10 protein-coding genes and 1 rRNA gene are annotated in these 13,763 nt (G+C 63.7%); 3 read left to right on the top strand and 8 right to left on the bottom strand.

Annotated features, from left to right (window positions below):
- The 4 genes from VG320_RS28665 to VG320_RS28650 form a co-directional block, all read right to left on the bottom strand.
- Positions 1 to 657: TolC family protein (locus VG320_RS28665; RefSeq protein WP_327203455.1), on the bottom strand; the 657-nt coding region annotated here is incomplete at its 3' end.
- Between the two features lie 5 nt (positions 658 to 662).
- Entirely contained in the window at positions 663 to 1,901 is a 1,239-nt protein-coding gene (locus tag VG320_RS28660) for an efflux RND transporter periplasmic adaptor subunit (RefSeq protein ID WP_327203453.1), read from the bottom strand.
- 67 nt (positions 1,902 to 1,968) lie between these two features.
- Positions 1,969 to 5,166: an efflux RND transporter permease subunit gene (locus VG320_RS28655; protein WP_327203451.1), complete on the bottom strand. Its 3,198-nt coding sequence runs from the start codon at positions 5,164 to 5,166 to the stop codon at positions 1,969 to 1,971.
- Between the two features lie 291 nt (positions 5,167 to 5,457).
- Positions 5,458 to 6,519, bottom strand: a complete 1,062-nt coding sequence (locus tag VG320_RS28650) for a LysR family transcriptional regulator (protein ID WP_327203449.1) — start codon at positions 6,517 to 6,519, stop codon at positions 5,458 to 5,460.
- A 223-nt stretch (positions 6,520 to 6,742) separates the two neighbouring features.
- Here VG320_RS28650 and VG320_RS28645 point away from each other — a divergent pair, with 223 nt between their 5' ends.
- Both VG320_RS28645 and VG320_RS28640 read left to right on the top strand, forming a co-directional pair.
- The gene (locus VG320_RS28645) at positions 6,743 to 7,450 is read left to right on the top strand and encodes an MgtC/SapB family protein (RefSeq protein WP_327203447.1); all 708 of its coding nucleotides are present in this window, start codon (positions 6,743 to 6,745) and stop codon (positions 7,448 to 7,450) included.
- A 179-nt stretch (positions 7,451 to 7,629) separates the two neighbouring features.
- Complete coding sequence (locus VG320_RS28640) at positions 7,630 to 7,881, top strand: GlsB/YeaQ/YmgE family stress response membrane protein (protein WP_327203445.1); 252 nt, start codon at positions 7,630 to 7,632, stop codon at positions 7,879 to 7,881.
- 93 nt (positions 7,882 to 7,974) lie between these two features.
- Here the strand turns inward: VG320_RS28640 and VG320_RS28635 are convergent, their stop codons facing one another.
- The 3 genes from VG320_RS28635 to VG320_RS28625 all read right to left on the bottom strand — a co-directional run bounded on the left by VG320_RS28635 (position 7,975) and on the right by VG320_RS28625 (position 12,283).
- On the bottom strand, positions 7,975 to 9,507 hold the full coding sequence (locus tag VG320_RS28635) for an acetyl-CoA hydrolase/transferase family protein (RefSeq protein ID WP_327203443.1): 1,533 nt from the start codon (positions 9,505 to 9,507) through the stop codon (positions 7,975 to 7,977).
- 185 nt (positions 9,508 to 9,692) lie between these two features.
- Positions 9,693 to 9,911 (bottom strand): hypothetical protein, encoded by a 219-nt coding sequence (locus tag VG320_RS28630; RefSeq protein WP_327203441.1) that lies wholly within the window; start codon positions 9,909 to 9,911, stop codon positions 9,693 to 9,695.
- 149 nt (positions 9,912 to 10,060) lie between these two features.
- Positions 10,061 to 12,283 (bottom strand): FUSC family protein, encoded by a 2,223-nt coding sequence (locus tag VG320_RS28625; RefSeq protein WP_327203439.1) that lies wholly within the window; start codon positions 12,281 to 12,283, stop codon positions 10,061 to 10,063.
- 233 nt (positions 12,284 to 12,516) lie between these two features.
- Here VG320_RS28625 and VG320_RS28620 point away from each other — a divergent pair, with 233 nt between their 5' ends.
- Positions 12,517 to 13,518, top strand: coding sequence for a LysR family transcriptional regulator (locus VG320_RS28620; RefSeq protein ID WP_327203437.1), 1,002 nt, complete (start codon positions 12,517 to 12,519; stop codon positions 13,516 to 13,518).
- Positions 13,519 to 13,665: 147 nt separating this feature from the next.
- On the opposite strand, the gene rrf is transcribed toward VG320_RS28620, so the two are convergent.
- Positions 13,666 to 13,763 (bottom strand): 5S ribosomal RNA (gene rrf / locus VG320_RS31250); the annotation flags it as partial.

Raw genomic sequence — 13,763 nt, 5'->3', positions numbered from 1 at the left:
GAGCGCCTTCTGCTGCAGCGCCACCGAGCGATTGACCACGTCGATTTCATTGTCGAGTTCGCGCAGCGCGAAATAGTCGGTGGCGAGTTCGGCGGTCAATACGAGGCGCGCATTGACGAGATCGTCGCCCGCCTGCTGCGCCGACGCCTGCGCCGACTCCACCATGCGGCGGATGCGTCCGAACAGGTCTAGTTCGTAGCTGATGGTCGGCCCGAGCTTGATGTCGTTCTGCACCGTCGACATATTGGGCGTGACATAGGTCGTCTGCGGACGGTTGGCCGAGATGCGCTCGCGCGCGATGGCGCCGTCGAGCGACACCTGCGGCGCCTGCTGCGACGACACCGAACCGAGCGTCGCGCGGGCCTGCGCGTAGTGCGCGGCCGCCACGCGCAGCGTCTGGTTTTCCGTCAGCGCCGCGTCTTCCAGGCCGTTCAGCTCGGTATTGCCAAACGCCTTCCACCACTGCGGATCGAGCGGCGCATGCGAAGGCTGAGCGGCGTGCCAGTAGGCATCGGCGGGATCGACTTGCCATGCGGCGGGGCTGTCCGTTTTCGGCGCGTGATAGTCGGGGCCAACGGTGCAGGCGGCAAGGCTCGCCAGCGCGCTCGCCAGCAGCGTCGCGCGCGCATATTGCGTCGAAAGCAGCGGTAAAAACACGGCCCTCACGTCGTACCTCGCGGCGCGGAAGCCGCGCCCTTTTGCGGCGCGACGACGACGACATCGTCGCCATCGGCAATCGAATCGCCCGGATTGAGCACGACACGATCGCCCGGATCGAGCCCGCGGCTGATTTCGAGCGTCTGCCCCAGGTCCTGGGCGATTTCCACGGGCTTGAGCTTGACCTTGCCATTGGCGTCCACGACGGCCAGGCGCGGGCCCTCCGAGCGGAACAGCAACGTGTTGCCGGGAACCGTCAGGAGTCCCTTCGAATCGGTCTGCAACGTGGCCTGTACATAAGCGCCCGGCAGCAGTTTGCCATCGTGATTGGGCAGCGAGATTTCGACCTGAAGCGTGCGCGTGGCGACGTTAATGGCTTGCGCGGTGCGCGTCACCGTACCGTCGAAGGTGACGCCTGGCAGTTCCTGCTCGCTCACGCTCACATGCTGGCCCACGGCCACTTGCGGCGCGTAGGTCTGCGGCACATCCAGATAGAGACGCAGCGGATCGGACTGCGCGATGGAGAACAGCGCGCGGCCCGCGCCGCCATTGCCTGCATTGACCAGATCGCCGATATCGACATTGCGTTGCGTAATCACGCCGGTAATGGGCGCGACGATGCGCTGGAACGATTTGGTCTGCTGAAGACGCCGCACGTTGGCATCGGCGGCGGCGAGATTCGCCACGCCCTGGTTATACGCGCCCTGACGGTCGTCGAGTTCCTGTTGCGAGACCGCATCGCGCTGGCGCAACTGCTGCGCGCGATCGAACGAGGTCTTGGCAAGCGCCAGCGTCGAGGCCGATTGATCGCGCTGTGCCTGCGCCTGCGCGAGTTCCTGATCGATCTCGGGCGTGTCGATTTCGGCGAGCAACTGGCCTTGCTGAACGTGCGCGCCGATATCGGCGTACCACTTGAGCACGTAGCCGTTCGCGCGCGAGTAGATTGGCGCCTCCACGTAGCCGCGCAGCGTGCCCGGCAGCACGATGCGGCCGTCCGCGGCCGCTGGCTTCGGCTGTACGACGCTCACGTACTGTTTCGCGTTCTGCTTCGTGACGTCGGCGAGCTGGTGCGAATTGAGCACGTTCGACACGATCGTGCGCGCCGCCCCTGCCGCCAGCAACAAGGCGACCACGATCACCGCAAGACGCGCGCGGCGTCCCGCCTGAGCGCGCTGGGGCAGATCGAGGCCCTGATCGCCGGCCACGGAGATGTCGAGGGAAGAATGGTGGTGTGGTTCGTTCATGTCTTCGGCCAGGAAATTCGTAAGCGTTTGCGTAGGGGTTTCGGCGGCGTTTGCGGCACCGTCTGCATCAGCGATGATCCCGCTGCGTTGCCTGCGCCTGTTTTGCTTCGGCGCGGCGTGCGAGTCGGGAGTGGACGGTCGCAAACATTAGCGGTACGAACAATAGCGTGGAGACGGTCGCAAACAGCAGGCCGCCGATCACCGCGCGTCCGAGCGGTGCGTTCTGTTCCGCGCCCTCGCCCAGACCCAGCGCCATCGGCACCATGCCGATCATCATCGCGAAAGCGGTCATCAACACCGGGCGAATCCGCGTCGCGCCCGCTTCGAGCGCGGCGGCAAGCGGCGTCGCGCCGGCGGCCAGACGCTGGCGCGCGAACGACACCACCAGAATACTATTGGCCGTCGCCACGCCCACGGTCATGATCGCGCCCGTCAACGCGGGGACGCTCAAATGCGTGCCGGTAATGAATAGCATCCACGCGATACCGGCGAGCGCCGCCGGCAATGCGCTGATGATAATGAGCGGATCGGCCCACGACTGGAAATTCACCACGATCAGGAGATAGACGAGCACTACGGCCATAGCAATACCCACACCCAGACCAATGAACGAGGAACGCATCGTGTCGATCTGGCCTCGCATGGTGACGGTGGTGCCGCGCGGCGCATGCGCCTGCACGTTCTTGATGAGGTTGTCGATCTGCGCGCCCACGGCGCCCAGATCACTGCCTTCCACGCTCACCAGCAGATCGATCACAGGACGGATGTTGTAGTGCGTGACGATGGCCGGGCCGTCGTGCGGCTTGAGCTGCACCAGATTGCTGACGAGCTGCAGCGGCGCCGCCGCACTGCCCTCATGCGCGGAGACCGGCGTGCCCATCACTTCGTTAAGCGATGTTTCGCGATACTGCGGCGTCTGCACGGCCAGCGGATATTCCACGCCGTTCTGCGGGCTGACCCAGAACGCGGGTGAAGTCTGCGAGCTGCCGGAAAGCGCGATCAGCACATCCTGGGCCACGTTTTGCGGGCTCAAATTCAGTTGCTGCATGCGCGAGCGGTCCATCGCCAGCATCAGCGCGGGCTCGTTGTTGCGCTGCTCGATATGGGCATCGACCGCGCCCGGCAACTGGCGCACCTGCTTGAGCAGCGTGCTGGCCAGCGCCATGTTCTTGCCGAGATCGGAGCCCACCACCTGCACGTCGATCGCCGCGGGCTGACCGAAGTTGAGGATCTGCGTGATGATGTCGGCGGGCTGGAAGAAGAACTCCACGCCCGGAAAGCGCTGCGGCAGCAGCGTGCGAAGTTTGTCGATATAGACGTGCGAGGGATCGTGATCGGGTTTGAGCGCGATCTGGATTTCGCCGTCGAGCGTGCCCATCGTGCCCGAGTTGCTATACGAGAGGTTAATGCCGCTATAAGGCAGGCCCAGATTGTCCACGATGGTCGCAAGCTGGTCGGCGGGCACCACCGTGCGGATCGTGCGTTCGACTTCGTCGGCCAGGCGCGCGGTTTCCTCGATGCGATAACCCGTGGGCGCGCGCATATGCAAGCGGATATTGCCCGCATCGACCGAGGGGAAGAAGTCGCGGCCGAGGAAAAACACGAGCCCTAGCGAAAGCACGCAGAACGACAGGAATGTCACGCCGAAGAAGCGCCGCCGCGCGAGCAGAACGCTCAGGAGCGCGATGTAATTGGCGCGCACGCGCTCGAAGCCGTGATTGAAGCGCTCGTGCACACGCGCGAACATCGACACGCGAGCGCCTTTCTTTGGCTGCGTCGACGGATCGTGACCCGTGAACAGCAGCATCGCGAGCGTGGGCACCAGCGTGCGCGAAAGCACATACGAGGCGATCATCGCGAACACCACGGCTTCCGCCAGCGGCACGAACAGGAAGCGCGCCACGCCCGTAAGGAAGAACATCGGCACGAACACGATACAGATACACAGCGTCGAAACCAGCGCAGGCACCGCGATTTCGCCCGCGCCTTCCAGAATGCCTTCGTGCAGATCGGCGCCTAAATGCAGGTGTCGTTCGATGTTTTCGATTGTGACCGTTGCGTCGTCAACCAGAATGCCCACCGCGAGCGCAAGGCCGCCCAGCGTCATGATGTTGATCGTTTCGCCGAGTGCGTAGAGCGTGATGATCGACGCCAGAATCGACAGCGGGATCGACACCGCGATGATGAGCGTGCTGCGCCAGTTGCCGAGAAACAGCAGGATCATCGCAGCCGTGAGCGCAGCGGCAATCAGCGCTTCGCGCACCACGCCCTGCACCGCCGCGGAAACGAAGATCGACTGGTCGAACAGCGGCTGGATCACCAGATCCTGCGGCAGCGTCTGGCGCACCTGCGGCAGCAGGCTCTTGAGCTTGCCCACCACTTGCAGCGTGGAGGCATCGCCGCTCTTGAGGATCGACATCAGCACGCCGCGCTGGCCGTCCTGGCGCACGATATTGGTTTGCGGCGTGAAGCCGTCGCGCACGTGGGCGACGTCGCCCAGATACGTGGTCGCGCCGTTAACGGTCTGCACGGGAATGCGGTTCAGGCCCGCAATCGTATCGGGAGACGCGTTGGTGTCGACGCGATATTCGGTCTGGCCAAGCTTGGCCGTGCCGGTCGGCAGAATCAGGTTCTGCGTGCTCACCGCGTTGACGATGTCGGCGGGCGTCAGGCCTTTTGAAATCAGCGAGCGCGTGTCGATATCGACGGAAATCACGCGCGTTTTGCCACCGTAGGGATACGGGACCTGCGCGCCCGGAATCGTGATGAGCTGCGGGCGCAGAAAATTCATGGCGATGTCGGCGAGCGCCTGCTCGCTCATCGATTTACTCGACAGCCCGAGCTGGATCACCGGAATACTCGACGCCGAATAGCTGATGACGAGCGGCGGTGTCGCGCCCGGCGGCATCTGCTTGAGCTGCGCCTGCTCCGATGCCACGGCCTGGGCGATGGCGGTTTGCAGGCTCGCGCCCGGCTGCAGGAACAGCTTGATGACGGCGATACCGGGCAGCGACTGCGATTCGATGTGCTCGATATTGCTCACCGTGGTCGTGAGGCTGCGCTCGTTGACCGCGGTGATGCGCTGGGCCATGTCCTGAGCGGAAAAACCCGTGTACGACCAGATGATGCTGATGACCGGAATGTTGATGTTCGGCAGCACGTCGGTGGCCATCGACATCAGCACGAACGGCGTGGCCAGCACGATCATGATGGCCATCACGATGAACGTGTATGGCCGCTTCAGCGCGAGGTTGACTATCCACATGAGGCGGTTTCGGGCAAATCAGACGAAATCGGATGAGGGGTTACGCGCTTTAAATGCACGCTTCAAATACGCACATCAAATACGCATCGCGCATCGATCAAACGGTGCCGCATCATAGGCAATCGCAGTGGCAGGTTGCTGGCGCGAATATGGCGAAATTGCCAGCCTTTGCGGGGCGCAAAAACGCGGCTTGCGTGGCGTGCTTTTGCCGTTCGTTCGCAAACGTCGGGCGCACCGCTCCCTGCGCATGATGCGCGCGTATTTTTCTGTTCGTGCTTACAGGATGGGCGCCTAGTTCACGAGGCGCAGGCGCTCCATCTCATGTTTGTCGTGCGGGTTGTGTTTGTCGGCTTTGGTGTGTGAGGTGGCGTGCAACTGGCGTGCCTCGCGCAGCGGCGCAGTCGTGCTGCGCCGCGACGGCACGTTGCTGGTCACGAGCGCGCTTTCCTGCTCTTCGAGTACGAGCGGCACCTTCTCGCGCAGAAACTCGACGAAGGTGCGGATCTTTGCGTCCAGGTAGCGGCGTGAGGCATAGAGCGCGTAGATGTTGAGCGTCTGCAGGCGGTGCGTGGGCAGCACGCGTACGAGCGAGCCATCGGCCAGACCCGGCAGCGCAACCGGCACCGGCAGCGGCCCGATGCCCATGCCTTCGCGGATGGCGAGCGCAAGCGCTTCCGGGTTGTTCACCTGGAAGGGCGTGACGCCGGTATGCCGGAAGGTTTCGCCGTGCGGGCCTTCGGAGACCCATTGGCCGGCCGGCAGGCTGGCATCGGTGAGATGCAGGCAGGTATGCGCGTCCAGATCGTCGAACGACTGCGGCACGCCGCGCGCGCGCAGATAGTCCGGCGACGCGCACAGAATGGCGGCCGTGCTGCCGAGCTGCTGCGAGATCAGCGCGGAGTCTTCGAGTTCGGCGGCCACCACCACGGCCACGTCGAAGCCTTCTTCGATGATGTCGGGCATCTCCTGCGCGATGGTCAAATCGACGGAGACATCGGGCAGATGCTGCTGGTAGCGCGCGATCAGCGGCATCACGTAGTGCTGGCCGAAACTCGTGCCGCCATAAACGCGCAGCTTGCCCGCCGGATTCGCGTGCGCGGCGGCGGCCTCGGCCTCCGCCTGGTCGATGTCGGCGAGAATGCGCTTGCAGCTTTGCAGATAACGCTCGCCCGCTTCAGTCAGCGACATGCGCCGCGTGGTGCGGTTCAGGAGCCGGGTGCGCAGGCGCGATTCCAGATCGGTGACGGCGCGCGAGACCTGCGCCGTCGTCATCGCTTCGTTCGTGGCGGCGCGCGTGAAACTGCCCGACTCCACCACTCGTACGAAAATGCGCATGTTGCGTAACGTGTCCATCAGCGGCTCCTCTGCATCGTCTTTGCTCTTCCCGGCGTGATTCATTCTGAATGGCGCCAGTCTCGCCTGGAGGCCGTGGCCACATGCTGACCTGTAAATGGCAGGCCTGTCAGCTTGGCGCGCTGCCTTGTCCCGCGTATGATCCACGGCGCCCCTTGATGGCCGATCGCCCCGTGCAGCAAGCGTTTGCGGAGCATTCCTGCCACCACTTCATGACAGAACGATGACTTACGAATTCGCGTTGCGATTGCTCGCGGCGTTCGCCTGCGGCGTCGCCATCGGACTGGAACGCCAGATGCGTCAGCGCACGGCGGGCCTGCGCACCATTACGCTCGTCGCCAGCGGCGCGTGCCTGTTCGTGACGCTCGGCGTATTGACGGGCAACGGCACCAGCGGCGTCACGCAGATCGCGGCCTATGTGGTGTCGGGCGTGGGCTTCCTGGGCGGCGGCGTGATCATGCGCGACAAAGGCTCGATCCAGGGCATCAATACCGCGGCCACGCTGTGGTGTTCGGCTGCCGTGGGCGTGCTGTGCGGCGCGGGGCACTATGTGCCGGCCATCGCCGGCACGGCGGTCGTGCTGCTCACCAACACCGTGTTGCGCGAGGTGAGCCGCATCATCAACCAGTCGCCCATCTCGAATGCCGATCTCGTGCGCGTCTACGAGCTGACGGTCGTGTGCCGCGAAGAGGATGAAATCCATATTCGCACCGTGCTGTCGAACTCGATGTACTCGACGCCGCTCTCGTTCCAGAGCCTCACGAGCGAGGACATGCCGGGCGACCCGCAACGTCTGCGCGTGACGGCCGCCATGCGTCTGCATCCGAAATATCAGCCAAAGCTCGAATTGATGGCGAGCCGCCTGAGCATGGAAAAAGGCGTCTCCAGTGTGAGCTGGACAGCGGTGGAAACCGAAGTCTCGCCCGAGTGACGGTTAAAAAATCTCGCATTCCTTACGAATTCATTTCGTCTTCGTTGCATTAATTGAAACATCGCTCAGCGGATTTCAAGAACTGTCAATTCTCGCTGCGTTTCGTGGACTCGATCCCGCCCTTGGACTAAGCTCCAGTTCACCGTGATTAATTCACACCAACGAGGGGAGTCTTCTATATGGAACACGGCATCATCGCCTGGCTCATCATCGGCGCCATCGCTGGCTGGCTCGCAGGCGTTCTCGTCAAGGGCGGCGGCTTTGGATTGATCGTCGATATCATCGTCGGGATCGTGGGCGCGTTCATCGGCGGCTGGCTTGCGGGCCTGCTCCACATCCATATCGGCACTGGCATGATCAGCTCGATCATCACCGCCATCGTCGGCGCGGTCATCCTGCTGTTCATCATCCGCATGTTCCGAAGGGCGTAGCACTACGCTGCACCCAATAGAAAACGGGAGCACCGTCGCCGGTGCTCCCGTTTTTTTATGGCTGAGTTTCAGCGTTGACGCTTATGCCGCTTCTTAGGCGTTCGCGACGAGTTCGCCTGCCTCCGCCACGGTCGGCAGCATCGAACCGGTCTCATTGAAGCGCAGATGCATCTCGTACGCGCGCGCGAGGTTGTGCGGCGTCTGGCCGCCGATCTTCTGCGCGTCCTTGTAGTAGTCGCGCAGCAGGTCGCGATAGAGCGGATGCACGCAGCGCTCGATGATGAGCGTCGCGCGCTCGCGCGGGGCGAGACCGCGCAGATCGGCGAGACCCTGCTCCGTAACGATCACATCGACGTCATGTTCGTTGTGGTCGACGTGCGGCACCATCGGCACGATGCTCGAGATCTTGCCGTCCTTGGCAATCGCCTTGGTCGCGAAGATCGCGCACGAGGCATTGCGCGCGAAGTCGCCCGAACCGCCGATGCCGTTCATCATGTGCGTGCCGCCCACATGCGTGGAATTCACGTTGCCGTAGATGTCGCATTCCAGCGCCGTGTTCAGCGCGATCAGACCGAGGCGGCGAATCACTTCCGGATGGTTGCTCACTTCCTGCGGACGCAGCACCAGCTTGTCGCGATAGCGGTCGAGTTCGGCCAGCACCTGGGCCTGGCGCGACGCGGAGAGCGTCATCGATGCGCCCGAGGCAAACACCATCTTGCCCGCATCGATCAGGTCGAAGGTCGAATCCTGCAGCACTTCCGAGTACATGGTGAGCGCTTCGAACGGCGAATCGACAAAGCCCGACAGCACCGCGTTCGCGATCGTGCCGATACCGGCCTGCAGCGGCGGCAGTTGCGCGCTCATGCGGCCATGCTTGACTTCATGTTGCAGGAAGTCGATGAGGTGGCCCGCGATGCGCGCGGTTTCTTCATCGGCGGGCAGCACGGTCGAGGGGCTGTCCGGCTCGTTGGTAATGACGATGGCCGCGATCTTCTCGGGCGGAATCTCGATCGCCTGGGTGCCGACGCGGTCGTTCACGCGCACGATGGGCAGCGGGTCGCGATGCGGGCGGCGGCCCGGAATCCACACGTCGTGCAGACCTTCGAGACCGAGCGGCTGCGCGAGGTTGATTTCGACGATCACTTTCTCCGCGAGAATCGCGAAGCTCGCCGAATTGCCGACCGAAGTCGTGGGGACGATGGCGCCCGTCTCCGTGATCGCCGCAGCCTCGATAATCGCGAGGTCGAGCTTGCCCAGCAGGTTCGCGCGCAGCATCTCGACGGTCTCGGACAGATGCTGGTCGACGAACATCACTTCGCCGCGATTAATTGCCTTGCGCAGCGTGGTGTCCACCTGGAACGGCAGGCGGCGTTCGAGCACGCCCGCTTCGGTCAGCATGCGGTCCACGTCGTGGCCGAGCGAGGCGCCCGTCATCAGCGTGATACGCAGCGGCTCCTTCTCTTCGCGCGCGCGGCGGGCAAGCTCGATCGGCACGGCCTTGGTGTCGCCTGCGCGCGTGAAGCCGCTGGCGCCCACGCGCATGCCGTTGCGCACGAGTTGAGCTGCCTCGGCAGCCGAGGTGATTTTCCCGCGCAGTGCGGCACAACGGATACGGTCTTCGTACATCACAGTCTCCACAAACTCTCTGATCGCCAAGTGCCCATTTTCAGGTCTCGCTTTGGCGGCTTTGCATCACGGCTTCGCAATAGACTTTTGCAGCCGGAATGCGCAAAAGCCGCGGGACCTCACAGGAAGGCGCCGCGGCATGACTTTCAAGCTTGCGCCGGCACATGGCGGGCGGTTACTCGATCTCAGCTACCGAAATAGATGTTGCAGAAGCTGGCAGGTCCGACGCATTCGTCTTTCTTTGCCGGCGTCATTTCGCGGTGCGAGGACGCTTGAGCAGCAGGCTGCGCTGCGCTTTGGGCGACCTGCTCGGGGACGCCCGCTGCGGTTGCGTCGTTCTGTGCATAGGCAGCGGCGGCGGCAAACATGGAACAGGCAACAACAGCGATCTTCAGGGACTTCATTTCACTCTCCAGTGCTAACGGGTACTGCCGAAGCAGTGATGTCACTATATGACCGGGGCCTGGATTGATTAAGGAGGCGGGGTGGAAGGCATATTTCCAGACTGCGGCAAGATCACGCAGGTGCGCCCTGAAGGACCCTTCACGCCTCTTCAGGACAAGCGCAGACGCAGCGCGCGGCGGCGGCGCGACTGGCGCGCGTGCGCGCCGAGCGGCGCGTCGCGGTCGATGAGTGCGCTACGGATGAAGTGGAGATGGCTCAGAAGCCGCTGCACGTCGTGGCGCTGATCGCGGTCATGGTGGACGTGCGGGAGCGCCTCCTGGGCGATCCAGGTGGCCGTGCGCACGGCCTGGAGCGCCCGATCGAGCTGGGCGGCGTCGGGCTGCTCGAACAGCCGCGCGATATCGGCCAGGACGCGTTCGAGCGCGTGTTCCCAGCGGCTGTCCGCATCGGCGAGCCATGCGGCGGCTTGCGCGTCATGGCGCAGATCGATAACCGCGTGCCCCACTTCGAGTGTCACCAGCATCCAGCGCAGCGCACGACGGTGCGCCTGCCTGCGGCCATTGAGCAGCAGCCGCAATTGATGCATCAGGTCATGGGCGCCCGACTGGAAGTGCTGGCCGATGCCGGGCAGCTCGCCACGGCAGGCGAGCACAACCTGGCCGCGCAGCGCGGCGCACATGCGCTCGACCAGCCAGCCCATATGCGGCGGGAACACCACCGAGAACGCGAGCGCGGCCACCACCATCGCCGTCACCACGGCGATGCCGTTGTTGATCAGCAGATCGGGCGCATAGGCGATCACGTTGTCCGGCCCCGCGAGCAGACACAGAAACACCGAGAACCCGACCCCGAAGCCGGCGATGCGGGGACGCGTCGCGAAGAACGCGCCCAGCGCAAGCGCCGGTGCCAGCGCCGCGCAGAGCAGCGGGAAGCCATCGACGTTCGGGTAGACGTAGCACATCAGCAGATAGCCGACGACGGCCGCGCAGCCCGCGCCCGCCGCCATCTGGAACGCCATGCGCGTCGCGCGGGGCGCCGAAGAGGTCAGCGCGCAGGTGAGCGCGGCGGCGATCATCGCGAGTCCGCCGCTCGGCCAGTCGGTCTCGACCCAGAACCAGCCCACCGCGGCGACCACCACGGCGGTGCGCATGAAGGTGAAGGCCACCACGTACCAGCTGGTGCGGGGCACGTAGCGTGTGACGCGCGGCTCGGGCGGCAGCCCCGCCTGGGTCAGTGAAGCCCAGGTGCGGCTGTAGCGGGCGATTTCCGTCGTGAAGCGGTAGATCAGTTCGGCGGAGGTGTCGAAGTCCTGTAGCGCGTCGGGCGACGCGAGCGACGCGGTTTCGAGCGGGCGGCGGGTCTCGCGTACGTGGCGCGGCAGCGTGCGCTGGAACGATTCGAGATCCTGCGCAAGTCGCAAGGCGTAGGCACGATCCGATTCCTTGAGGCTCGGTCGCTGGGCCAGCAGTGCGGCAAGCTCGCTGAAATAAGGGGCAAGCGGCGCGCTCGAATCGTCGCCCCAGCGCAGCCGCTTTCGCAACTGACGCAGCGCGTGCAGACGCGCGCTGGCATCCATGAACTCGCCGTTCAGGCGGGCCAGCAACTGGCTGCGCGAGCGCATCGTCGGGTCTTCGAAAAATGAGAAAGCGCGCGTGGCCTCGAAGCCGACGATTTCATCGACGAGCTTCGCAAAACGCCCTTCGAATGCGTCCCTTTCGAGGCCACCAGACAGCACGCGCGCAGCGAAGGCAGTAAAATCGAGATATCGTGTGCGCAAGGTGCGTTCGAGCACCGAGCCCGACTGCCGGGGCACGATAACGGCGCTGACAACCCCGGAACACAGAATCCCCACGGCCACTTCGGCCCCGCGCCCGAGCGCGGCGAGGAACAGCCCATTGGGCTGCATCACGAGGGGAATGCCGATCAGCGCAGCGGTATAACCGGCCAGCACAAACGCGTACCAACGAAAATGCCGATTCCGCATGGCAGCCGCCGTGCAGGCGGCAACCCACACCGTCATCCCGGCGATATACAGTTCGGGCTGCTGGATAAACACGGCTCCCAGCACTACCGCCGCGACCATCCCGACCGCGGTGCCGACGATGCGGTACACGCTCTTCGCGAACACCATGCCGGAAAGCGGCTGCATCAACACGAACACGGTGGTCATCGCAATGCGCGGCTGCGGCAGGTCCAGCAGCATCGCAATGCCCATCGCCAGCAATCCCGCCGTAACCGTCTTGAGCAAATGAAGCCAGATCGCGCCGTGCGTGGCCTGCCAGTCGCGCAAGGCAAGGCGCGCGGCACGCCAAATGATTTCGGCGCGACGACGCGGGTCGGTCGCACGATGGATCGCTGGCTGCCGGTTCATGGAAAACGCACTACGCTCGGATTGTTAAGACAATTACAAGGATTACGCTTGGGATCCAGCTCGGCGCCAAAGCGCGAAACTGGATCGACAAGGCGCCGATTGTAGGAGCGTCAATAAAGCGAATTAACGGGACTGGCAAGGAACGTCCGTTCCAGATCGCTCAACAATGCCGGGGCCCGCGAGGCGGACAATATCGTTTTCGTGCCAAACAAGAAGTTCTTAAAGAAGGTCTGATGGATACGCTACAAAACATGCGGGTGTTTGTCCGCGTCGTCGAAGCCGGCAGTTTCACGGCCGCCGCTCAGTCGCTCGATTCGACGACGGGCGCCATGTCGCGCGCGGTGTCGGAGCTGGAGGCGCATCTGCGCACGCGCCTGCTCAACCGTTCGACGCGGCGGCTGGCGCTGACGCCCGCCGGCGAACGGTATCTGAAACGCTGCGGGCAGATTCTCGCGGACGTCGACAGCGCGGAGGAGGAAGCCAGTTGCGCGCACGAGCGTCCCGCAGGCGCGTTGCGCATGCATAGCTTCGCGAGTATCGGGCAGCAATACGTCCTGCCGGCGATCTCGCGCTATCGTGCTTTGCACCCCGAAGTAACGGTCGAATTGACGCTTTCGCAGCGTTTGCCGGATCTGTTTGAAGGCAGCAGCGATGTGTCGGTGGTGACGGCGGCTTCGTTGCCGAATTCGGATCTCGTTTCCCACCAACTCGGCTCAACGTGCAGCATCCTGTGTGCATCGCCAGCTTATGTGCATATGCACGGCGCGCCGCGCACGCCAGCCGATCTAGCTCATCACGACTGTTTGATCCTCAAGACGCCGACGTCGGATGCGCACGAATGGACGCTGGAAGGCCCGGACGGGAGCATCGAGATGCACGTCGACGGTCCGGTGCAGGTGAATATCGCCGAATCGCTCGCAGTGGCGATTCGCGAGGGTATGGGTATTGGCACGCTGCCCGTGTATGCAGCGATCGAGGGCCTGCGTAACGGCACGCTGGTGCGTGTGTTGCCGCAGCACATCCTGCAAAAGAGCAATGTGTATGCGCTGTATCCGTCACGCAAATTCGTCGATGCGAAAACCAAGACGTGGGTGGAGTTTTTGCGGGCACATCTTCCGCAGGTGATTGCGCGCGATATGGCGTTGCTCGAGGAGCTTACGCAGGAGCAGCTCGCGGATGCAGCTGCGCTGGCGCCGCAAGGTTTGCCTGGCGCGGAGCAGAATTCGGCGAGTTGAGTTTGCGGTGTTTGAATGCAAAAAAGCCGTCCCAAGGGACGGCTTTTTTGTCTGCATCGCTTTGTGCGTGTGGGTTTCCCGCGCCCAAACGCCAGAACCCCGGTTCTCTTTCGGAGAAACCGGGGTTCTGGACGTACTGCATAAGGAGCCTGACGATTACCTACTTTCACACGGGCAATCCGCACTATCATCGGCGTGGAGCTGTTTCACGGTCCTGTTCGGGATGGGAAGGGGTGGGACCAGCT

This window comes from Paraburkholderia sp. (assembly GCF_035948235.1).
GTDB lineage: Bacteria > Pseudomonadota > Gammaproteobacteria > Burkholderiales > Burkholderiaceae > Paraburkholderia.
The sequence above is the reverse complement of the archived record's forward strand: the minus strand, read 5'-3'. Positions and strand labels throughout refer to the sequence as shown.

Bases quoted from the DNA above. Each gene is read 5' to 3' on its own strand.
- VG320_RS28640 (WP_327203445.1), top strand. From the start codon at position 7,630: ATGGAACACGGCATCATCGCCTGGCTCATCATCGGCGCCATCGCTGGC.
- VG320_RS28655 (WP_327203451.1), bottom strand. From the start codon at position 5,166: ATGTGGATAGTCAACCTCGCGCTGAAGCGGCCATACACGTTCATCGTG.
- VG320_RS28645 (WP_327203447.1), top strand. From the start codon at position 6,743: ATGACTTACGAATTCGCGTTGCGATTGCTCGCGGCGTTCGCCTGCGGC.
- VG320_RS28620 (WP_327203437.1), top strand. From the start codon at position 12,517: ATGGATACGCTACAAAACATGCGGGTGTTTGTCCGCGTCGTCGAAGCC.
- VG320_RS28635 (WP_327203443.1), bottom strand. From the start codon at position 9,507: ATGTACGAAGACCGTATCCGTTGTGCCGCACTGCGCGGGAAAATCACC.
- VG320_RS28660 (WP_327203453.1), bottom strand. From the start codon at position 1,901: ATGAACGAACCACACCACCATTCTTCCCTCGACATCTCCGTGGCCGGC.
- VG320_RS28625 (WP_327203439.1), bottom strand. From the start codon at position 12,283: ATGAACCGGCAGCCAGCGATCCATCGTGCGACCGACCCGCGTCGTCGC.
- VG320_RS28650 (WP_327203449.1), bottom strand. From the start codon at position 6,519: ATGGACACGTTACGCAACATGCGCATTTTCGTACGAGTGGTGGAGTCG.
- VG320_RS28630 (WP_327203441.1), bottom strand. From the start codon at position 9,911: ATGAAGTCCCTGAAGATCGCTGTTGTTGCCTGTTCCATGTTTGCCGCC.